This window comes from Frankia sp. QA3 (genome assembly GCF_000262465.1).
In the GTDB taxonomy this organism is placed as follows: Bacteria; Actinomycetota; Actinomycetes; order Frankiales; family Frankiaceae; genus Frankia.
Genome location: NZ_CM001489.1, coordinates 7,336,505 through 7,357,224 on the forward strand (window position 1 = coordinate 7,336,505; position 20,720 = coordinate 7,357,224).

17 protein-coding genes are annotated in these 20,720 nt (G+C 75.2%); 15 read left to right on the forward strand and 2 right to left on the reverse strand.

The genetic code is table 11. The features are described from left to right. The 9 genes from FRAQA3DRAFT_RS36410 to FRAQA3DRAFT_RS30045 all read left to right on the forward strand — a co-directional run. A partial coding sequence (locus tag FRAQA3DRAFT_RS36410; protein WP_009742811.1) for an ATPase involved in chromosome partitioning occupies window positions 1-2,229 on the forward strand: 2,229 nt, incomplete at its 5' end. Between the two features lie 90 nt (window positions 2,230-2,319). Then, complete coding sequence (locus FRAQA3DRAFT_RS30010; protein WP_009742812.1) at window positions 2,320-3,375, forward strand: SseB family protein; 1,056 nt, start codon at window positions 2,320-2,322, stop codon at window positions 3,373-3,375. 974 nt (window positions 3,376-4,349) lie between these two features. After that, window positions 4,350-4,901, forward strand: a complete 552-nt coding sequence (infC, locus tag FRAQA3DRAFT_RS39045; RefSeq protein ID WP_198287232.1) for a translation initiation factor IF-3 — start codon at window positions 4,350-4,352, stop codon at window positions 4,899-4,901. Window positions 4,902-4,998: 97 nt separating this feature from the next. Then, a complete protein-coding gene (gene rpmI / locus FRAQA3DRAFT_RS30020) occupies window positions 4,999-5,193 on the forward strand; it encodes a 50S ribosomal protein L35 (protein WP_009742814.1) in 195 nt (64 codons plus the stop codon). Between the two features lie 109 nt (window positions 5,194-5,302). Beyond that, entirely contained in the window at window positions 5,303-5,683 is a 381-nt protein-coding gene (gene rplT / locus FRAQA3DRAFT_RS30025; protein ID WP_009742815.1) for a 50S ribosomal protein L20, read from the forward strand. 20 nt (window positions 5,684-5,703) lie between these two features. Next, a complete protein-coding gene (locus FRAQA3DRAFT_RS30030; RefSeq protein ID WP_009742816.1) occupies window positions 5,704-6,570 on the forward strand; it encodes an RNA methyltransferase in 867 nt (288 codons plus the stop codon). 149 nt (window positions 6,571-6,719) lie between these two features. Continuing rightward, window positions 6,720-7,865 carry a HAMP domain-containing sensor histidine kinase gene (locus FRAQA3DRAFT_RS30035; RefSeq protein WP_051054683.1) on the forward strand — a complete coding sequence of 382 codons (1,146 nt, stop codon included), beginning with the start codon at window positions 6,720-6,722 and terminating at the stop codon, window positions 7,863-7,865. Window positions 7,866-8,027: 162 nt separating this feature from the next. Then, window positions 8,028-9,131, forward strand: a complete 1,104-nt coding sequence (gene pheS, locus FRAQA3DRAFT_RS30040) for a phenylalanine--tRNA ligase subunit alpha (protein WP_009742818.1) — start codon at window positions 8,028-8,030, stop codon at window positions 9,129-9,131. A 4-nt stretch (window positions 9,132-9,135) separates the two neighbouring features. Next, window positions 9,136-11,733: a phenylalanine--tRNA ligase subunit beta gene (locus tag FRAQA3DRAFT_RS30045; protein ID WP_009742819.1), complete on the forward strand. Its 2,598-nt coding sequence runs from the start codon at window positions 9,136-9,138 to the stop codon at window positions 11,731-11,733. Between the two features lie 134 nt (window positions 11,734-11,867). On the opposite strand, the gene FRAQA3DRAFT_RS36415 is transcribed toward FRAQA3DRAFT_RS30045, so the two are convergent. After that, window positions 11,868-13,211, reverse strand: coding sequence for a DUF692 domain-containing protein (locus FRAQA3DRAFT_RS36415; RefSeq protein WP_232291825.1), 1,344 nt, complete (start codon window positions 13,209-13,211; stop codon window positions 11,868-11,870). A gap of 98 nt (window positions 13,212-13,309) precedes the next feature. Further along, entirely contained in the window at window positions 13,310-14,392 is a 1,083-nt protein-coding gene (locus tag FRAQA3DRAFT_RS30055; RefSeq protein ID WP_009742821.1) for a TIGR04222 domain-containing membrane protein, read from the reverse strand. Window positions 14,393-14,645: 253 nt separating this feature from the next. Here FRAQA3DRAFT_RS30055 and argC point away from each other — a divergent pair, with 253 nt between their 5' ends. The 6 genes from argC to argR all read left to right on the forward strand — a co-directional run. Further along, the gene (gene argC / locus FRAQA3DRAFT_RS30060) at window positions 14,646-15,674 is read left to right on the forward strand and encodes an N-acetyl-gamma-glutamyl-phosphate reductase (protein WP_009742822.1); all 1,029 of its coding nucleotides are present in this window, start codon (window positions 14,646-14,648) and stop codon (window positions 15,672-15,674) included. A gap of 148 nt (window positions 15,675-15,822) precedes the next feature. Further along, window positions 15,823-16,983, forward strand: a complete 1,161-nt coding sequence (gene argJ / locus FRAQA3DRAFT_RS30065) for a bifunctional glutamate N-acetyltransferase/amino-acid acetyltransferase ArgJ (protein ID WP_009742823.1) — start codon at window positions 15,823-15,825, stop codon at window positions 16,981-16,983. Then, complete coding sequence (gene argB, locus FRAQA3DRAFT_RS30070) at window positions 16,980-18,002, forward strand: acetylglutamate kinase (RefSeq protein ID WP_009742824.1); 1,023 nt, start codon at window positions 16,980-16,982, stop codon at window positions 18,000-18,002. Before argJ ends, argB begins: the two co-directional genes overlap by 4 nt. Next, window positions 17,999-19,240: an acetylornithine transaminase gene (locus FRAQA3DRAFT_RS30075; RefSeq protein WP_009742825.1), complete on the forward strand. Its 1,242-nt coding sequence runs from the start codon at window positions 17,999-18,001 to the stop codon at window positions 19,238-19,240. The genes argB and FRAQA3DRAFT_RS30075 overlap by 4 nt, the downstream gene beginning before the upstream one ends. Further along, entirely contained in the window at window positions 19,237-20,211 is a 975-nt protein-coding gene (argF, locus tag FRAQA3DRAFT_RS30080; RefSeq protein WP_009742826.1) for an ornithine carbamoyltransferase, read from the forward strand. Before FRAQA3DRAFT_RS30075 ends, argF begins: the two co-directional genes overlap by 4 nt. Further along, window positions 20,208-20,720 (forward strand): arginine repressor (gene argR, locus FRAQA3DRAFT_RS30085; protein WP_009742827.1); only part of this gene is annotated, 513 nt, incomplete at its 3' end. The genes argF and argR, both read left to right, overlap by 4 nt.

A 20,720-nucleotide genomic window follows, 5' to 3' on the forward strand; every position in this document is an offset into this window, starting at 1 on the left:
GTCGCGGCCCACCCCGCACCGCCCGAAGCACCGCCCGAAGCACCGCCCGAACCGCCCGTGGAGCCGCAGGTCGGCGCGTACACCGGCAGGGCCGCGCCGTGGCCACCGGTATTGCCACCGACGGTGGGGACCGGCGGCTCCGGGGCGCCGGCCGCCCCCGGCGGCGTGCTCCTCCCGCCGGCCACGCAGGACGCCCTGCCGCCCGCCGCGGCGGCCGCCCGCGGCGGCGCCCCGTTCCTCCCGGTGCCCCCGCCGCCCAGCGCCACGGTCCTGCCGCCGAACGTCACCCCGCCGTCCCCCACCATGCCGCCGCCTCCCACCGTTCCGCCGCCCGGCGAGAGTTGGGGCAGCATGACGGTCCTCGTGCCCGCGGCCGGCTCGCTCACCCCGCCTGGCGCCGGGCCCGCCTTTCCAGGGCAGCACCCCGCAGGCGACGCTGACGGCCCCGCCGCCGAACCGCCCGGTCTTCCGTGGCCCGGCGAGCCCCGCTCCACGCTGGTTGATCCGGCCTCGGTCGGACCCGTGCCGACCGAGCCGCCCAGTGCGGCGCTGCCCCTGCCGTATCCGGACGTCGCGCCGTCACCGCACGACCGCCCGCCGGCCGCTGCCTATCCGTATCAGCCGCCTGACCAGCCGCTCGGGCCCTTCGGATCCGAGTACGGCCCGGCCGCCGCCCATCGGGCCACCCACCACCCGGCTGCTGCCCCAGCCGGGCCAGAGCTCCCGCCGTTGCCGTTCCCGGCGAGTCCCGGCGCGCAATGGCCGATGCCGGAGGAGAGGCCGCCGGCACCGGCCGGGGCCGATGCTCCCCGGCCGGCGGCAGGCGAGCCCGCCCCATCGCACCCGGGCGAGACGAGCCGGTTCGACGTCACCCGCCCAGGCGTGGGGCTCACCCCCGAAGAGATCGTCCAGGCTGGAGACCCGACCTGGATCGGCCTGGTCCCCCGGGCCGGCGCTGGCACGCGGGCCGGCGATGGCACCCGGGCCGGCGACGTGGCCGGGGCCGGCACTGCGGCCGGGACCGGCGGCGCGCAGTGGCTCGGGGGGCAGACCTCTGCCAGCGGCCATGCGCAGGCTGGCACCGGCGGCCCTGGCGCAGACCCGGCCGGCGCACCCGGCCGGGACGCGGACCCGGCCACCGGTGGCTCCTGGGCGGCCGCCGATCCGTCCGCCGCCCTCGGCTCGTGGGCGGAGCCGATCTCCGTGGCGTCCGCACTTCCCCCGCCCCCGCCGAACATGCCGGTCCGACGGGTTCCCGTGGCACCGGTCCGGACGGCTGGGGCGGCGCTCGCGCCCCGGCCCGCCGGAACTGTGGCGCATCCCGCTTCCGCACCGGCGGCGAGCCCGGCGCCGGTGGGCGCCGACGGGCTGGCCTACCAGCGCCCGCGGGCCGGAGGCCGGCGTGTGCTGGTAGGCGGGTTCGGCGGCGGCGGCGGGCGGACGACCGTCGCCGCCGGGCTCGGTCTGGCGATGGCCGCGCACCACGGCCACCGGGTCGTGGCCGTCGACGCCTCCCCGGACCAGTGCGGGCTGCTCGCGCACCGGGTCGGCCTCATGCCCCCGGGGGTCGGTCTGCGGGAGCTGGCCGGCGCCCGCCCGCCGGTCTCCTCGCTCGAGGACGTCCGCCGCTTCCTGGCCTCCGACGGGTCAGGTGGGCTGGAGGTACTGGCCGGGATGCGTGACCTCGCCGGCCCCGGCCTGCTGCCAGAGGAACTGGCCTGGGCGCTCGACCTGCTCGGCCACTGGTACCCGGTCGTCGTTGCGGACGCGCCGCCGGGCTGGAACCAGCCGGTCCCTGCCACCCTGCTCGCCCGCGCGGACCTGCTCGTGCTGACCGTCCGCGCTGGCGAGGCGGAGATCGCGGGTGCGGACGACGCGCTGACCGCGCTCACCGCGGCCGGCCGCGGCGACCTCGCTGCCACCGTCATCGTCGCCGTGGTGGAGACCTACCCGTCCCGGCTCAGCCGCGGCGCCCGGATGCGCCTGGACCACCTCGAGGACCGGGCGTACATGACGGTGCCGGTGCCGTTCGACGCGGCGCTCGCCGACAGTCGCCCGATCAACTGGTTCCGCCTGCGTCGGCGGACCCGCTTCGCGTTCCAGCGCCTCGCCGGCGCGGTCGCCACCGCCCCGCTGCCCGGTACCCAGCCGGCGGCGGCCCTCGCCCGCCCCGCTCTCGCCGCCGCGGACGCGGACGCCCGCGTCCCGGCCTGGCCTCCGGGGGCGTGACACACAGCCGGCGGTGCGAGGTGGCCTCATGCCGGTTCGGCACCGGCGGCTGCGGGGACGGTCGGCGGGGCGGCGTTTAGGCTGCGGGGAATGGCACGCCATCTGCTGACTCCGGCCGGGCAGGGAGACGACGGGGCGGCCGACGAGACCCTCGTCCGGGTGCTCGCCGCCGGCGGCCCGACCGGTCGCGTCGACCCCGCCGCCCTGACCGACGCCCTGCGCCACGCCCGGGTCTTCGTCGCGATCGAGGCCATGCTCACCTCGGCCGACGCCACCACCGGCGCCGACAAGACCAGCGAGATGGCGTTGGCCACCCTGCGCACCCCGTCCGGCGCCACCGCTCTGCCGATCTTCTCCAGCGTGGCGACCCTCGCCGCCTGGCGGGGGGCCGCCCGCCCCGTCCCGGTGACCGCCCCGGATGCCTGGGCGGAGGCGGTCCGGCTCGGCCTCGACTCGGTCGTGATCGACGTCGCCGGCCCGTACTCGACCAGCCTGGAGGTCGGTCCCGCCGGAGCCGGCGTCCCGGTCGGTCCGAATGCCGCCGGCGATGCCGATCGTGCCGGTGGTGCCGATCGTGCCGGTGGTGCCGATCGTGCCGGTGGTGCCGATGTCGCTGGTGGTGCGGATGCCCCGGTAGGGGTGGGGCGGGCTGATGATCCGTCTGCCGACTTCGCCCTGACGGCGCTGCGCCGGCCTGCCACCCCCGACGGACCGCTGGCCCGTCCCCGGGTGCGGGTGGCCCTGCGGGCGATCTCGGAACGGGTCGAGGTGTGGCCGGCCGAACTGGTGGAGCCCGGCGCGCAGGCCCCGCGACCCGTGCTCGCCGTCGCGGTCCACGGGCCGGCGGGGGCCTCGCCGGCGGCGGGGGAGTCGATCGCCCGCCGACTGTCCCAGCTTCTGTGTGCGGTCCCCGAAGCCGGCGGATCGGCCCCGACGGCCCCGACGGCCCCGACGGCCCCGACGGCCCCGACGGCCCCGGCGGCCCCGGCGGCCCCGGCGGGTGCGGCTGGCCGGCGCGGCGGGCCCGAGCCCGCGGGTGCGGTGGCGGTGCTGGTGGTCGGGGCGGGCCAGGCACGGGCGGTGCGTCGGCTCCTGGGCCGTGGCCTGCGCTCCGAGCGGCGCTGGGGTTTGCGGCTCCACCGCTGAGTCACCCCGCCGGCCGGCCGAGTCCAGGCCACGGCCGGGTCGCCGCCCTCGGGCCGGCCTGTTCGGTGGTGTTCCGTTCCTGGCGCTGGTGGGCGTGGTTGCCGCGGGAGGTGTAGGCCGGGTTCGCGGCGACCGTGCAGGTGTTGGGGGCGGGGTTTGGGAGCCCGTGTCTTCGCGGGCATGGGGATGAGATGAACTGCGTGCTGTCTCCAGGCCAGGGTGTCTCGGGACGTGGACCGCGATGGCGGCGGAGGCGCGAGGACTGTGGTGCGGTGACGGTCTGGGTGGGATCGACGCGGGCCGGGGATCCGTCGGGATGCGTGGCGCGGTTCCGCGGAACACCATGATCGTCGGGGTCGGGGTCGGGGTCGGGGCTGGGGTTGGGGCCCGGGCGGTGGCGCGGTTCCGGTTCCGGCTACGGGCCTTACCTGCCGAGCGGTGGACAGGGCCGGATGAATCCTTACTCCTCGCCCGTCATCCGCGTGATGCACGACGGCCTACCGGATCACGCCCCCCACGAGGACGAAACCCGTGAACGGATCATAACTCGACACGCGCACTAGATCATCCCTGCCGGCCGGCCCAGGGAACGTGGCCGCCAGGCCCGTTCGGGGCGGCCGGACGCCGTCGTGATCGTCCTGTCCGGCGGTCTGGTGCTACTCTTGGCCTCAGACCGATTGCCGGTTGGTTCCACCCATCCGATGGTGCCGTCGTTCGCGACGGTCCTGGCGAGGGCACGGAGCCTGTCCGGCAGGACCAAGCGGGGGTTCGCCCTCCACCCGATGTTGCCGAATGACGCCGCCGCCACGGGGTGTCAGAGCGCCGACCGGCCCGAGTTCGGGCCGCGGCCACGGCAGCCGGGTCGCCGGTCGGCCGAGCCGTTCCCGCGGTTGTCGGCCGGGAGCCTGGTGCGGCCAGGCTCGGTGCTCCGCTGCGGTGAGGTCACGCCCGCGCGTCGAGCAACGGAGGAACACATCAGCACAGAGTCCCGTATCAATGACCGGATCCGCGTCCCCGAGGTACGTCTCGTCGGCGCGGAAGGCGAGCAGATCGGCATCGTTGCGATCGGTGAGGCCATGCGCATGGCGCAGGAGGCCGATCTCGACCTCGTAGAGGTTGCGCCGACCGCTCGTCCTCCGGTCTGCAAGCTGATGGACTTTGGAAAGTTCAAGTACGAGTCCGACCAGAAGCGTCGGGAAGCTCGGAAGAACCAGGTCCAGACCGTCATCAAGGAAATGAAACTGCGGCCGAAGATCGATCCGCACGACTACGAGACCAAGAAGGGTCACGTCGTGCGGTTCCTGCGGGCCGGTGACAAGGTAAAGATCACCATCATGTTCCGTGGTCGGGAGCAGTCCCGGCCGGAGCTCGGCATCCGCCTGCTCCAGCGGCTGTCCGCCGACGTGGCCGATCTCGGCTACGTGGAGGCCCAGCCCAAGCAGGACGGCCGGAACATGACGATGGTGATGGCCCCGCACAAGGGCTCGAAGCCGCAGCGGCTGCCGGAATCGGCTGGCCACGTCTGACCCGACGCCGGTGGGTCCGCACGGTGGGTGCCCCCACCGTCCGGACCTCGCTGGGTCGATTGTTCGACCACCCCCCGTAAACCGTCAGGATGTCGACATGCCCAAACAGAAGTCCCACAGCGGCGCGAGCAAGCGGTTCCGGATCACCGGCTCCGGCAAGGTGGTGCGCCAGAAGGCCAACCGCCGCCACCTCCTGGAGCACAAGTCCAGCCGCCGTACCCGTCGGCTGGACGGCGTGGTGCCGCTGACGAAGGCGGACGCAGGCCGGATCAAGCGCCTTCTCGCCCGCTGAGCGCGCCCCGCTGACGACTCCGGCCCCGGTGACACCGGCGCGCCTCGCGCGGTGATCGATCCCGGTCCGGCCGGCCGGATGTACACGAACGAAGGAGACAGGTGCCCTCATGGCACGCGTGAAGCGGGCGGTCAACGCCCAGAAGAAGCGCCGTACGGTTCTCGAACAGGCCAGCGGCTACCGGGGCCAGCGCTCGCGGCTCTACCGCAAGGCCAAGGAGCAGATGCTCCACTCGATGACCTACTCCTACCGGGACCGTCGCGCGCGCAAGGGCGACTTCCGGCAGCTGTGGATCACTCGGATCAACGCCGCGGCGCGGGCCAACGGTATGACCTACAACCGCTTCGTGCAGGGTCTGAAGCTGTCCGGCGTGGAGGTGGACCGCAAGATCCTCGCCGATCTGGCTGTCAACGACGCCGCGGCCTTCACGGCGCTGGTCGAGGTGGCCCGGGCGGCCCTGGCGGCGGCGCCGGAGCCGACCGCCGCCTGAGCCCGTCGCGACGCCGACCCGTGCCCGCCGCCCGCGTGCTCCCGCCGCCCGACCATGGGCCGGTCGCCGGGCTGCGGTCGGCCCGGGTCGGTGCCGCCCGGCGCCTGCGGCGGCCGGCGGAGCGCCGCGAGCAGGGCAGGTTTCTCGTCGAGGGGGCCCAGGCCGTCGGCGCGGCCGTGGCTGCGGGCGGCCTGCTCGAGGTGTTCGTGGGCGTCTCGGCGGCGGCCCGTCACGGTGATCTGCTGCGCGCCGCTGCGGTGCCCGTCCGGATCGTGACGGACGAGGCCGCGGCGGCGCTGTCCGAGACGGTCACCCCCCAGGGGCTCGTCGCCGTCGCCGCCCTGCCCGACCACCGGCTCGCCGACCTGGCCGCCCCCCGCCTGGTGGCGGTGTGCGTGGGCGCGAACGACCCGGGCAACGCCGGCACCGTGATCCGCAGCGCCGACGCGGCCGGGGCGGACGCCGTGGTGTTCACCGGCGGCGGGGTCGACCCGTTCGGCGGCAAGTGCGTGCGGTCGTCGGCCGGCAGCCACTTCCACCTCCCGGTGATCGTCGAACCGGCGTTCACCGATGTGGTGGCGGGGCTGCGCGCACGGGGGTGCCGGATCGTCGCAACCTCGGGCGCCGCGCGGCGCGACATCGACACCGCGGTCGATGCCGGCGAGCTCGCCGGCCCCACTGCCTGGTTGTTTGGCAACGAGGCGCACGGCCTCGACCCCGCCGGTCTGGCCGCCGCGGACGCGGCCTTGCGGGTACCGGTGTACGGTCAGGCCGAGTCCCTGAATCTTGCGGTTGCGTCCGCCCTGTGCCTATACGCATCGGCGCGGGCGCAGAGAACGGGTAGGTCCGGTACTGACGGCACCGGAGGAGGTGGTCGGCGGTGGTGAACACCGTCGCATCGACACCCGAACAGGCGCTGACCGCGCAGCAGCCGCCGGCTCCCGCCGCGTCGACCGTCCCCCCGGCGGGTGGCTCGGCGGGTCTGCCCACCACCGCCGCCCCGGCATCAGGCGAGGCCATGACTGCTGACGAGGCCATGACTGCTGACGACGAGCCCGCGCAGGACCACGGCACGCCGGCGAACTCCGCCGGGGCCGACGGCGGCGACGGCGCCGCCTCGGCCGCGCTGGACGGGCCGCTGCCCGCGGCCGTGTTCGACCTGCTACCCGACGCGGTCGTCGTCACCGACGCCGCCGGCACGATCGAGGTGTTCAACCGGGCCGTGGTCCGGCTTGTCGGCGTGCCCGCACCGACCGCGGTCGGCCGGCACCTCACCGAGGTGCTCCCGCTGCTGGACGAGCGCGGAAACGACTGGTGGGAGTGCTCGGCGCTCAGCCGGGAGCTGCCGCGGGTCATCGGGCAGCCCGAGCGGCGGCTGACCTATGCCGGTCCCGTGCACGACCGCGACTTCCACGTCACCGTCCGCTTCACCCGGGTCGCCGGCCGGCTGGCCCGGGTCTCGCTGTCGCTGCGCGACACGCTGAGCCGGGAGCGGCTGGAGCGCAATCGGGCGGACCTGGTCGCCACCGTCGCCCACGAGCTGCGCTCGCCGCTGACCAGCGTGAAGGGCTTCACGGCGACGCTGCTGGCCAAGTGGGACCGGTTCACCGACGAGCAGAAGAAGCTCATGCTCAACACGGTCAACACCGACGCCGACCGGGTCACCCGCCTGCTCGCCGAGGTGCTCGACGTCTCCCGCATCGACTCGGGCCGCATCCAGGTCCGCAAGCAGATCGTCGACCTGCCCACCCGGGTGCGCTCGGTGGTCGACGGCAAGGTCGCGGCCGGGGCGGCGGAGGCCGGTCGGTTCCTCGTCCGTGAGGAGGGCGAGCTGCCCGAGATGTGGGTCGACCCGGACAAGATGGAGCAGGTGCTGCACAACCTCGTCGACAACGCGCTGCGCCACGGCGCGGGTACTGTGACGGTGCTGCTGCGAGGCAGCAACACCGGCACGGAGGTGAGCGTGGCCGACGAGGGCGAAGGCGTGTCCGAATCGAACGCTGCGCGCGTGTTCACGAAGTTCTGGCGCGGTGCCAGCCGCGGCAACGGCACCGGCCTCGGGCTTTACATCGCCAAGGCGCTGATCGAGGCGCACGGGGGCACGATCTCGGTCGGCCGGGCCGCGGGCGGCGGCGCCGAGTTCCGATTTTTCGTGCCCGCCGGCGGTCCGGTGTTCGGCTGAGGCCGAGCGTCACGATCGACCGGCGGGCGCCCCGGGCAGTCCGCGGGCGACAGCGGCGCGGTTCGCGCCGCCCCCGCGGTTGCCCCCTGGCCACCATCGCCCGCCGGGGCCCATCCCGGCCGGGCGACCTCTGCCCAGCGAAACGATACGAGGATGAGCACCGTGCCCGCCCCTGGAGAGACTGTCGACCCGTCCCGGGTCCACGCCCTCGACCCCGACCAGCTCGCCGCGGCCGTCGCCGCGGCCCGGGAGTCGATCCGCGCCGCCGCCGACCTCGACGCGCTGGCCACCGCCCGCACCGCCCATGTGCAGGGTGCCGCCGCCCCGTTGGTGCTGGCCCGCCGTGAGCTCGGTGCGCTGCCGCGCGAGGAGCGCGCCGACGCCGGCCGCCGGCACAACGCCGCCCGCGCCGAGGTGCAGGCCGCCTACGACGCGCGCCTGGCCGTGCTGACCGCCGAACGCGACGCCCGCGTGCTGAGCGAGGAACGCGTCGACGTCACCCTGCCCGTGGCGCGCCGCCGCCGCGGCGCCCGCCACCCGCTGTCCTCCCTGTCCGACCGGCTCGTCGACGTGTTCGTCGCCATGGGCTACGAGGTCGCCGAGGGGCCCGAGGTCGAACACGACTGGTTCAACTTCGAGGCCCTGAACATGGCGCCGGACCATCCGGCCCGCAGCGAGCACGACACGCTCTACGTCGAGCCCACCGCCTCCGGCCGGGTGCTGCGCACCCACACCTCCCCGGTGCAGATCCGGGCCCTGCTCGACCGGCCGCTGCCGGTGTACGTCGTCTGCCCGGGGCGGACCTACCGCAACGACACCATCGACGCCACCCACTCGCCGGTGTTCGGCCAGCTCGAGGGCCTCGCCGTCGACAAGGGCATCACCATGGCCGACCTGCGCGGCACGCTGGAGGTCTTCGCCCAGGCGCTGTTCGGCTCCGGGCTGTCGACGCGGCTGCGCCCGTCGTTCTTCCCGTTCACCGAGCCATCCGCCGAACTGGACGTGCAGTGCTTCGCCTGCCGCGGGGAGACGGCCCGCCAGCCCTGCCGGGTCTGCTCGGACGAGGGCTGGATCGAGATCGGCGGCTGCGGCATGGTCGACCCGAACGTGCTGCGGGCCACCGGGGTCGACCCGACCCGCTACAGCGGCTTCGCCTTCGGGATGGGCCTGGAACGGGCCGCGATGATCAGGCATGACGTCCGGGAGATCCGCGACTTCGTCGACGGCGACGTCCGGTTCAGCCTCCCGTTCGGAATCGAGGTCTGAGCAGATGCTGATCGTGATGTCCTGGCTGCGGGAGTACGTCGAGGGGCTGCCGCCCACCCGGGCGGTCGCCGACGCGCTGATCCGCGCCGGTTTCGAGGTCGAGGGGCTGCGCGGCGTCGGGGGCGATGTCTCCGGCGTCGTCGTCGGGGAGATCGTCGACTTCGAGATCGTGGAGACGAAGAAGAAGGCCGTCCGCTGGTGCCAGGTTCGAGTGGCCCCGCAGACCGCCGCCTCCGATCTCGGCGTGCGGGGGGTCATCTGCGGGGCGCACAACTTCGCCGTCGGCGACCGGGTGGCCGTCGCCCTGCCCGGCGCGGTGCTGCCCGGCGGGTTCGCCATCACGGCACGTAAGACCTACGGCCATGTCAGCGACGGGATGATCTGCTCGGCCCGGGAGCTGGGTCTCGGCGAGGAGCACGACGGCATCCTCGTGCTCCCGCCGTCGGCGCCGATCGGGGCCGACGTCACCGAGCTGCTCGACCTCGCCGACGAGATCCTCGACATCGCCGTCACCCCCGACCGGGGCTACGCGCTGTCGGTGCGGGGGATCGCCCGGGAGGCGGCGACCGCCTTCGCGCTGCCCTTCACCGACCCCGGCGCCCCGCCGTCCGCCGCATCCGGGGAGGCCGCATCCGGGGAAGCTGCATCCGGGGAAGCTGCGGGGGCGGCGTATCCCGTCGTCGTCGAGGACACCGCCGGCTGCGACCGGTACGTCGCCCGGGTGGTCACCGGCGTCGACCCGGCCGCCGTCACCCCGCTGGGCTGGTCCCGGCGGCTGTCGCTGTCCGGGATGCGGCCGATCTCCGTGCCCGTCGACGTCACCAACGCCGTCCTGCTCGGGCTCGGCCAGCCGTTGCACGCCTTCGACCGGGCGAAGCTCACCGGTGCCGTCGTCGTGCGCCGGGCCGCGGCCGGGGAGACACTGCGCACCCTCGACGGGGTCGAGCGCACCCTCGACCCGGAGGACCTGGTCATCGCGGACGACACCGGCCCGATCGCGCTGGCCGGGGTGATGGGCGGCGCGAGCACCGAGATCTCCGCGCAGACGACCGACATCGTGCTGGAGGCCGCCCACTTCGACCCGATCAGTGTCGCCCGCACCGCCCGTCGCCACCGGCTTTCCTCGGAGGCGTCGCGGCGCTTCGAGCGCGGCGTCGACCCGGCGCTCGCCCCGGCCGCGGCGGCGATGGCCGTCGACCTGCTCGTCGAGCTCGCCGGCGCCCGTCCCGCGCCGGGGGTGACCGACCTCGACCATCGGCCGGCCGCGGTGCCGGTGATCCTGCCCCTGCGCGAGCCCGAGCGGCTGGCCGGTCGGCCCTACTCCGCCGAGGTCGTCCGCCGCCGCCTCGCCGACGTCGGCTGCACGCTCACCGCCGTCGCCGAGGGGGACGCCGCCGAGGGGGACGCCGCCGAGGGGAATGCCGCCGAGGGGGATGCCGCCGGCGACGGCGGGGGTGCCCTGCTGGTCACGCCCCCGCCGTGGCGGCCGGATCTCACCCGGCCCGCGGATCTCGTCGAGGAGATCATGCGGCTGGAGGGGTACGACACGATCCCGGTGACCCTGCCGCTGCTGCCCGCCGGCCGCGGCCTGAGCCCGGCGCAGCGGATGCACCGTGCGGTGGGCCGGGCGCTGGCGTACGCCGGCCTGGCCGAGGTGCTGACCCTGCCGTTCGTGCCCGCGGACGCCGCCGACGCGCTCAGCCTGGTCGCGGACGACAAGCGGCGCCTGGCGGTCCGGGTCGCCAATCCGATCGCCGAGGATGCCGCCTACCTGCGCACGACCCTGCTGTCCGGGCTGATCGCCGCGGCGGTGCGCAACATCGGCCGGGGCCAGCAGGACCTGGCCCTGTTCGAAAGCGGCCGGGTCTTCCGGGAGCAGCCCGGCGCGCCGGGGCGGGTGCCGACGCCGCCGGTGGACCGCCGGCCGTCCGCCGAGGAGATCGCCGCGCTGGACTCGGTCCTGCCCAAGCAGGCCCGGCATGTCGCGGCGCTGCTCACCGGTCGCCGCGAGCCGGCCGGCTGGTCGACGCCGGGCCGGGAGGCGGACTGGGCGGACGCCGTCGACGTTGCGCACGTCGTCGCCGAGGCGGTAGGGCTCACGCTGACCGTCACGGCCGGTGACGCCATGCCGTGGCACCCCGGCCGCTGCGCGGAGCTGACCGTCGGCGGCCGGCTCGTCGGCTTCGCCGGGGAACTGCACCCGCGGGTGCTCGGCGACGTCGGCCTGCCGCCGCGGACCGTCGCGATGGAGCTCAGCCTCGACGTCCTCGTCGAGGCCGCGACGGCGGCGCCGCCGGTCGTCGCACCGGTGATCTCCACCTACCCGCCGGCCGACCGCGACGTGGCGCTCGTCGTCCCGACCCGGGTGCCGGTCGCCGAGGTGACCGAGGCGCTGCGCGAGGGCGCCGGCGACCTGCTGGAATCACTGACCCTCTTCGACGTGTTCGAGGGCGCCCAGGTCGGCGCCGGGCAGCGTTCACTCGCCTTCGGCCTGCGGCTGCGGGCGGGGGACCGGACGCTGACCGCCGCCGAGGCGAACGCGGTGCGCGACGCGGCCGTCGAGCTCGCCGCGCAGCGCACCGGCGCCGCCCTGCGCGCCTAGGCAAGCCGCCTTCCCGGTCACCCACGGTCGGCTACTGCTGGAGGTTGGTGACGGTCCTGCGTCAGCGCGACCGTCATCAACCCCCAGTACTTCTCCGGTACCTGCCCGCGAACGGACGGACGGTGCGCCGCGGTCTAGCCGCGCCGGCGTCGGCCGAGGATCAGCAGCCCCACCAGGGGCAGCCGGATCGCGACGAGCAGCCCACCGCGCTGCGACGCAAGGCCGCCGGGTCGGCTGTACGCCAGGGCGAACCGCCGGCCGGCCGTGGCCGCCAGGAGCAGCTCTGCGCGGGCGTCGACATCGAGCGCGCCGTAGTGGTCCCGGGCGTACGCGTGGGCGTCCGCCCAGGTCGTCGTCGGTGGGAGCCGCGCGGCAACGGCCGCGAACCCGTCGCGGAAGCCGGGTGTCTCCGCCAGCGCCGGCCAGTGTTCGGCGACCGCCGACCGTCGCTTGTCGATCAGTGTCGCGCGGGTCGCTTCGATCCGGTCCGTGGCGAAACCGGGCGGTGGGTCCTCTCCCGCAGTGAGCGCCCGGACCAGCGCGATCTGCCCGGCGAGCAGCTCCCCGTCGGCCTGCGTGTCGGCCTGCGTGTCGGCCGGTGCGTCGGCCGGCCCCCGGCCCGCGTCGACCCCCGTCCCGGAGCGCGTCCCGACCATCGTCGCGGGGGTGGGGGATCGTCTGCGGTCGCCCGGCTGCGGACGGGTCAGGCCCGCGGCGCGCGTGACCGCGTCGAGCTCGGCGTGGAACTCGTCCACCGGCGGCAGGTGGGCGTCCCGTTCCAGCAGGCAGGGCAGCGGGCCCGGCCAGTGGCCGGCGGCGGCGCGCAGCAGGTCGAGGACCTCGGGGCGCACCGGGTGGGCGTGCGAATCGTGGTAGAGGCCGTGCGTGGTGACGCCTCCGGCGACGTGCAGGTAGGCGACCCGTTCCCAGGGGATGGCGGCCAGGAACCGGTCGGGATCGGTGCCATGGTTGACCACGTCGCCGTACAGGTTGGCGATGTCGAGCAGCAGCATCGTGCCTGTCCGCTCGGCGAGCTCGGTGAGGAACGCCGCGCAGTCCAGCTCGTCGTCGGGCCAGCGCAGCAGCGCCGCCGGGTTCTCCACCGCGAGCGGGACGGACAGCTCCGCGGTCAGCGACCGGATGTTACGGGTCAGCACCCGCAGCGCCGCGCGGGTACGCGGCACCGGCAGCAGGTGACCGGCCTCGGCCCCGCCGGCCCGGACGAACGCGGCGTGCTCGCTGACCAGCGGCGCGTCCAGATGCCCCGCGACGCGGACGAACCGGTCGACGCGGGCGGGGTCCAGGGGCTCGGTGCCGCCCAGCGACAGCCGGATACCGTGCGGCACCATCGGCACACCCAGCTCGGTCAGGGCGACCGGCAGCGGCCGATCCGGATCGACGCTCTCCGCGATCAGCTCGACGAACGCCAGGTCGCCGCGTTCGGCGAGCGCGGCGGCGAGCGGCGGGCGCCAGCCCACCCCCAGCCCAGGTGGCAGGGGCGAGGGTGGCAGGGGCGAGGACGGCGGGGGCGAGGACGGCGGGGGCGAAGGCGGGCGGGACGGTCGGACCCGGGCCATCAGCCACCGCCCCCGCAACCCCCGCCGCCACAGCCACCGCCACCGCCACCGCAGCCCCCGCCGTGCCCGCCGCCGCACCCATGCCCGCCGTGCCCGCCATGTCCACCGTCGCCGGCGGACCCGCCCGAGCCGGCGCCGCTGGCGAAGTCCCCGGCCGAGGAGCAGCCGCCGCTCGAGGCGGAGCGCCCGGCTCTCGATCGGATGGCGGGCTCGAGCAGGCCGAGGCCGGAGGCCAGGGTCCGGTCGGCGCGGCCGAGCGCCACCGGCCCGAACAGCGCGACCGCGAGCGCACGCTGCCCGGACAGGCCGCCGTCGGCCAGGCCCGGCAGCCGCCGCCGGGCCTCGGTCAGTACCGTCGACCCGGCCGCGGTGGCCCGCGGCTGCCGGCGGGCGCCGAGGACGACGGTCCCGACGACGCCGAGCGACAGCACGACGATGGCGCTCCCGCCCAGCGCGACGACGCCCCCCGCCAGCAGGATGATTCCGCCGGCAAACAGGGCCAGCGCCCCGGACCGGCACCATCGCAGCAGCCGCTCCTGCCGGGCGGTGGGCAGGAGGCCCTCCTCGCGCAGCCGGGCGCGGGTCGCGACGAGCGCCTGGTTGCCGGAGAGCCACTGCCCGAGCTCGGCGACCCGCGGCCCGCCGTGCGCGTCGATCTCCTGGTGGATCGCGCAGCGCAGGTCGTGATCGTCCGAGGGGGCGGGGCGATGGGAGATCACGGTGCCCGGCATGGCGCCCGGCACCACGGCCCCGGACTCGTACAGCGCCACCACCCCGACCAGCGCCGCCAGTGCCGGCCCGCCGTCGAGCAGGGCCAGCTCCTCGGCCTGCGCCGGCCGTGGTCCCAGCCCGTCGGCGTCGAGCCCGAACCGGTCGAGGACCGACCTGCGCGGCCCGGACCGGCCCTTCCCGGCGCCACCTCCTCCTACGCCACCTCCTCCTGCGCTGCCTCCTCCTGCGCTGCCTCTTTCGGCGTCGACCCGGTCGGGTATGGGCGCGCCACGCAGGGCCGCCCGCCGCGCGGCCGACGCGCCGATCGCCAGGACGATCACCAGCGTGACATAGCCGATCGCGATTGCCATCTGCCACTCCTCACCACAGTGCATCGTTCGATGGACAGTGCGTGATCTGTGCGGCTCAGGATCTGCGGGCGCGGTACCTTCGGCGTCAACGCACGGTCAACTGCCAGGTCAGGCGGTCGCCGTGCCGTGCGGGTGGATCGAGGAGCGAGGCGTTCGGGTACGCCGACGTCGACGCAGGCGCATCGTTCACCACGACGGCTGCAGTCACCGAATTCCGTTGCATGTTCATAAGCTCGTGTGTATAACTTTGCGCATGGGAGTGACCGCAGCAGTGGCAGGGGCGAGCGGGTACGGCGGCGGGGAGCTTCTCCGCCTGCTGCTCGCCCACCCGGAGATCGAGATCGGCGCGCTGGCGGCGAACACGTCGGCCGGCCTGCCCGTGACGGACGTGCACCCGAACCTGCCCGACCTGTCCGGCCGCGTCTTCACCGACGCCGAGACGCTCGCCGCGGCCGAGGCGGACGTCGTCTTCCTCGCCCTGCCGCACGGGCAGTCGGCGGCGGTGGCGGCCACCCTGCCGAGCACCGTCCGCGTCGTCGATCTCGGCGCCGACCACCGCCTGGCCGACCCGGAGGCGTGGCGGCGCGCCTACGGCGGCGAGCACGCCGGCACCTGGACCTACGGCATGCCCGAGCTGCCCGGGGCGCGGGCGCGGATCGCCGCGAGCCGCCGCGTCGCGGCGCCGGGCTGCTACCCGACCGCCTCCTCGCTCGCCCTCGCGCCGCTGCTGGCCGCCGGCCTCGTCGAACCGCAGGACCTCAGCGTCGTCGCCGCCAGCGGCACCTCCGGCGCGGGCCGCTCGGCCAAGGTGAACCTGCTCGGCAGCGAGGTGATGGGCGACCTCACCGCCTACAAGGTCGGCACCCACCAGCACCGTCCGGAGATCGTGCAGGCCCTGTCCGGCGTGGCCGGCACCGCGGTGAGCCTGTCGTTCACCCCCGTGCTCGCCCCGCTGCCCCGCGGCATCCTCGCGACCTGCTCGGGGCGGGCCACCGCCGGCACCGACGCGGACGCCGTGTACGAGGCGCTGCGCTCGGCGTACGCGGGCGAGCCGTTCGTCCGGGTGCTGCCGCCCGGGCGCTGGCCGCGGGCCGCGGCGACCCTCGGCGGCAACGCCGTGCACGTGCAGGGCACCTACGACGCCGAGTCCGGGCGGGCGATCGTCGTGTCCGCCATCGACAACCTCGGCAAGGGCGCGGCCGGCCAGGCCCTGCAGTGCGCCAACCTCATGCTCGGCCTGCCCGAGACCGCGGGCCTGACCGCGCAGGGCATCGCCCCGTGACCGGTCCTTCCCTGCTTATCCAGAGGGACGAAACGGACACCAAAGCCTCGGGATACGCAGTAAGGGCGACCGGCCGCCGTCGATCGAGCGACGTGGACAGCACAGACGTGGACAGCACAGACGTGGACAGCAGACAGGAGTGGCCGAGGTGAGCGTGACCGCCCCCAAGGGCTTCCGGGCCGCCGGAGTCGCGGCCGGGTTGAAGCCGTCCGGGCGTCCGGACGTGGCGCTCGTCGTCAACGACGGGCCGTCCGACGCCGCCGCCGGTGTGTTCACCCGCAACCGGGTGCAGGCCGCGCCCGTGCTGTGGACCCGCCAGACCCTCGCCGACGGCCGGCTGCGTGCCGTCGTCCTCAACTCCGGCGGCGCCAACGCCTGCACCGGCCCGGCCGGCTTCGCCGACACCCACGCCACGGCCGAGCACGTCGCGGCCGGGCTCGGCATCGGCGCCGGGGACGTCGCGGTCTGCTCCACCGGGCTGATCGGCGTCCGGCTGCCCATGGACAATCTGCTCGCCGGGGTCACCAAGGCCGTCGCGGACCTCGCCGACACCGGCGGCGACGACGCGGCCGAGGCGATCCGCACCACCGACACCGTCGCGAAGACCGCCGTGCGGACCTCGACGGCGACCCCGGGCGTGACCGTCGGCGCGATGGGCAAGGGCGCGGCGATGCTCGCCCCGTCGCTGGCGACCATGCTCGTCGTGGTCACCACCGACGCCGTCGCCGACGCCGCCACCCTCGACCGGGCGGTGCGGGAGGCGTCCCGAGTCAGCTTCGAGCGGGTCGACTCCGACGGCTGCCTGTCCACCAACGACACCGTGCTGCTGCTCGCCTCGGGCGCCTCCGGGGTGACGCTGCCCGAGGCCGAGCTCACCGGGCTCGTCGCCGAGGTGTGCACCGACCTGGCCCAGCAGATGCTCGGCGACGCCGAGGGGTCCACGAAGACCATCGCGATCACCGTCTCCGGGGCCGCGAGCGAGGCCGACGCGCTGGAGGTCGGCCGGTCCGTCGCCCGCAACAACCTGCTCAAGTGCGCCCTCTACGGCAAGGACCCGAACTGGGGACGCGTCCTCGCCGCGATCGGCACCACCCGGGCCGCCTTCGAACCCGACGAGCTGGACGTGGCGATGAACGGCGTCCAGGTCTGCCGGGCCGGTGCGCCGGGGGAGGACCGCGATCTCGTGGACCTCTCGGGCCGGCAGATCGACATCCTCGTCGACCTGCACGCCGGCTCCGAGGAGCTCACGGTCTGGACGAACGACCTGACCGACGGCTACGTCTACGAGAACTCGGCGTACTCGACATGACCGACACCGCTCCCACCGCCGGCGGCCGGGGCCCGGCGGCGACCGCGCGCGGGCACGCGGCGCTGGCCAAGACCCAGGTCCTCATCGAGGCGCTGCCGTGGCTGTCCCGTTTCCAGGGCGCGACGATCGTCATCAAGTACGGCGGCAACGCGATGACCGAGCCCGCGCTGCGCGCCGCGTTCGCGGCCGACATCGTCTTCCTGCGCTACTCGGGGCTGCGGGTGGTGGTCGTCCACGGCGGCGGTCCGCAGATCACCGCGCACCTGACGCGTCTCGGGGTCGAGTCGACCTTCGTCGGCGGCCTGCGCGTCACCACCCCGGAGACCATGGACGTCGTGCGGATGGTGCTGCTCGGCCAGGTCAACCGGGACGTCGTCGGCCTGGTCAACGATCACGGCCCGTTCGCCGTGGGCCTGTCCGGTGAGGACGCCAACCTGTTCACCGCGCGCCGGCGCCCCGCGATCGTCGACGGGGAGGAGGTCGACGTCGGCCTCGTCGGCGACATCGTCGAGGTCCGCGCCGAGACGGTCAACGCCCTGCTCGACTCCGGGAAGGTGCCCGTCGTCGCGTCGGTCGCCCGCGGGATCGACGGCGGCGTCTACAACGTCAACGCCGACACGGCCGCCGCCGAGCTCGCCGTCGCTCTCGGCGCCACCAAGCTCGTCGTCCTGACCGACGTCGAGGGGCTGTACGCGGACTGGCCGGCCAGCGACGAGGTGCTCAGCGAGCTGAGCATCACAGAGCTCGAACAGCTCCTGCCCACGCTGGCGGCCGGCATGATTCCGAAGATGGAGGCGTGCCGGCGGGCGGTGCGCGGCGGCGTGCCGCAGGCGCACGTGCTCGACGGCCGGGTGCCGCACGCCGTGCTGCTGGAGATCTTCACCGACGACGGCATCGGCACCCTGATCACCTCGGACCGCGACCTCGCCGGACCCGCAGCCGTTCCCACCCCGACGCCCGCGTCCGTGCCCGCACCGGCCGCCGACCAGACCGCCCACCAGTCCGGAGGAAGGCCATGAACGCTGATCTGCTCGCCCGGCGCGACGCCGTCGTGATGGCGACCTACGGCCGTCCGACGATCTCCCTGGTCCGCGGTAAGGGCACCCGGGTGTGGGACGACGCCGGGCGCGAGTACCTCGACCTGCTCGGTGGGATCGCCGTCAGCGTGCTCGGCCACGGCCACCCGGCGATCCGGGCCGCCGTCGTCGACCAGCTCGACACCCTCGGCCACGTGTCGAACCTGTACGCCAACGAGCCGCAGGTGCGCCTGGCCGAACGGCTCGTCGAGCTGCTCGCCGCGGGCGCCCCGACCCCCGGACTGCCCGACGGCGGTGCGAAGATCTTCTTCGCCAACTCCGGAGCCGAGGCCAACGAGGCCGCCATCAAGATCGCCCGGCGTACCGGCCGGCCGGAGATCGTCGCCGCCGAGGGCTCGTTCCACGGGCGGACCCTCGGCGCGCTGTCCATCACCGGGCAGCCGGCGAAGCGCGCGCCGTTCGAGCCGCTGCTGCCCGGCGTGCGGTTCGTGCCCTACGGCGACGCCGCCGCGCTGCGGTCCGCGGTCGGCGAGCAGACCGCGGCGGTGTTCCTGGAGCCGACCCTCGGGGAGGCCGGCGTGGTGCCGCCGCCCGCGGGCTACCTCGCCGAGGCCCGGGCCGCCTGCGACGCCGCCGGGGCGCTGCTGGTGTTCGACGAGGTGCAGAGCGGCATCGGGCGGACCGGCTCCTGGTTCGCCCACCAGGCCGTCGGCGTCCAACCCGACGTCGTCACCCTGGCCAAGGGCCTCGGCGGCGGCCTGCCAATCGGCGCCTGCATCGGCATCGGCGCCGCGGCGGACCTGCTGCGCCCGGGCGATCACGGCAGCACCTTCGGTGGCGGCCCCATCGTCTGCGCGGCGGCGCTGGCCGTGCTCGACACGATCGCCGCCGAGGGGCTGCTCGACCACGCGACCCGGCTGGGCGACCGGCTCGCCGCGCAGATCGCCGCGGCGGGGATCCCGGGGATCGCCGGGGTGCGCGGCGTGGGCCTGTGGCGGGCGATCGAGCTCGACGGCCCGTTCGCCCCGGCGGTGGAGACGGCGGCCCGTGCGGCCGGCTATCTGGTCAACGCGGTCGCCCCGGACGCCGTCCGGCTCGCCCCGCCGCTGATCCTCACCGACGCCGAGGCCGACGCCTTCGTCGCGGCGCTGCCCGCGATCGTCGGTGCCGCCCGCGGTGGCGGAAGCCTCCCGGAACAAGCCTCTAAGGTCAGCGCATGACGGCCCGACACTTCCTTCTCGACACCGACCTGACCTCCGCGGAACAGGCCGCCGTTCTCGACACCGCCGACCAGCTCAAGGCCCGCCGCCGTGCCCCCGGGCCGGCGGACCGCCCCCTTGCGGGGCGGTCGGTGGCCCTGCTGTTCGAGAAGCCCTCCACCCGCACCCGGCTGTCGTTCGACGTCGGCGTCGCCGAGCTCGGCGGCCATCCGGTCGTCATCGACGCGGCGAGCACCCAGCTCGGCCGCGGCGAGACGATCGAGGACACCGCCGCGGTGCTCAGCCGGTACGTCGACGCGATCGTCGTGCGCACCTTCGCCCAGGACCGGCTGGAGCGGCTGGCGGCCGCGGCGAGCGTGCCGGTCGTCAACGCGCTGTCCGACCACGCCCATCCCTGCCAGGCGCTGGCCGACCTGCAGACGATCCGGGAGCGCCGCGGCCGGCTCGCCGGGCTGACCCTGACCTACCTCGGCGACGGCAACAACGTGGCGCATTCGCTGCTGCTCGCCGGGGCGCTCGCGGGGATGCGGGTGCACGTGGCCTCCCCGCCCGGCTACGAGCCGTTCGAGCAGGTCGTCCGGCACGCCAACGAGATCGGCGCGGCCACCGGCGGCGAGGCGCTCGTCATGCACGACGCGCTGGAGGCGGCCGCGGGTGCCGACGTGCTCTACACCGACGTGTGGGCGTCGATGGGCCAGGAGGGCGAGTCGGACAGCCGCTCGCTGGTGTTCCAGCCCTACCGGCTCGACGAGAAGGCAGTGGAGGCCGCCCAGCCGGACGTGCTGGTCATGCACTGCCTGCCGGCGCACCGGGAGCTGGAGATCGCCGCGTCGGTGATCGACGGGCCGCAGTCGGTCGTGTTCGACCAGGCCGAGAATCGGCTGCACGCGCAGAAGGCCCTGCTCTCGCTGCTGCTCGCGCCGCCGTTGACGGGGTCGGGCTCGGCCGCCGAGGCGGGCGCGACCCGATGACGACAGCGGGCGCGGGGGTGCGGCGGGCGGCCCCGCTGACCAAGCATGCCCGGCAGGCGCGGTTGGCGGCGCTGATCGCGAAGCGGCCGGTGCGTTCGCAGTCGGAGCTCGCCCGCCTGCTCGCCGCCGAGGGCGTCCAGGTCACCCAGGCCACCCTGTCCCGTGACCTGGAGGACATCGGGGCGACGAAGGTGCGTGGCGCGGACGGCGGCCTGGTCTATGCCGTCGACGTGAACCTCGCGCCGGCGGAGATCGTCCGGCTGCCGCTGACCCGGCTGTGCGAGGAGCTGCTGGTCTCGGCAGAGGCCAACGGCGACCTCGTCGTCCTGCGCACCCCGCCCGGCGCCGCCCAGCTGTTCGCCTCCGCGCTGGACCGGGAGGCGCTGCCGGCGGTCATGGGCACGATCGCCGGGGACGACACGGTCCTCGTCGTCTGCCGGGCGGAGGCGACCGCCCCCGGAGATGGGAGCATCTCCGGGGGCACCCCGGCCGGTGGGGAGAGCCCGGGG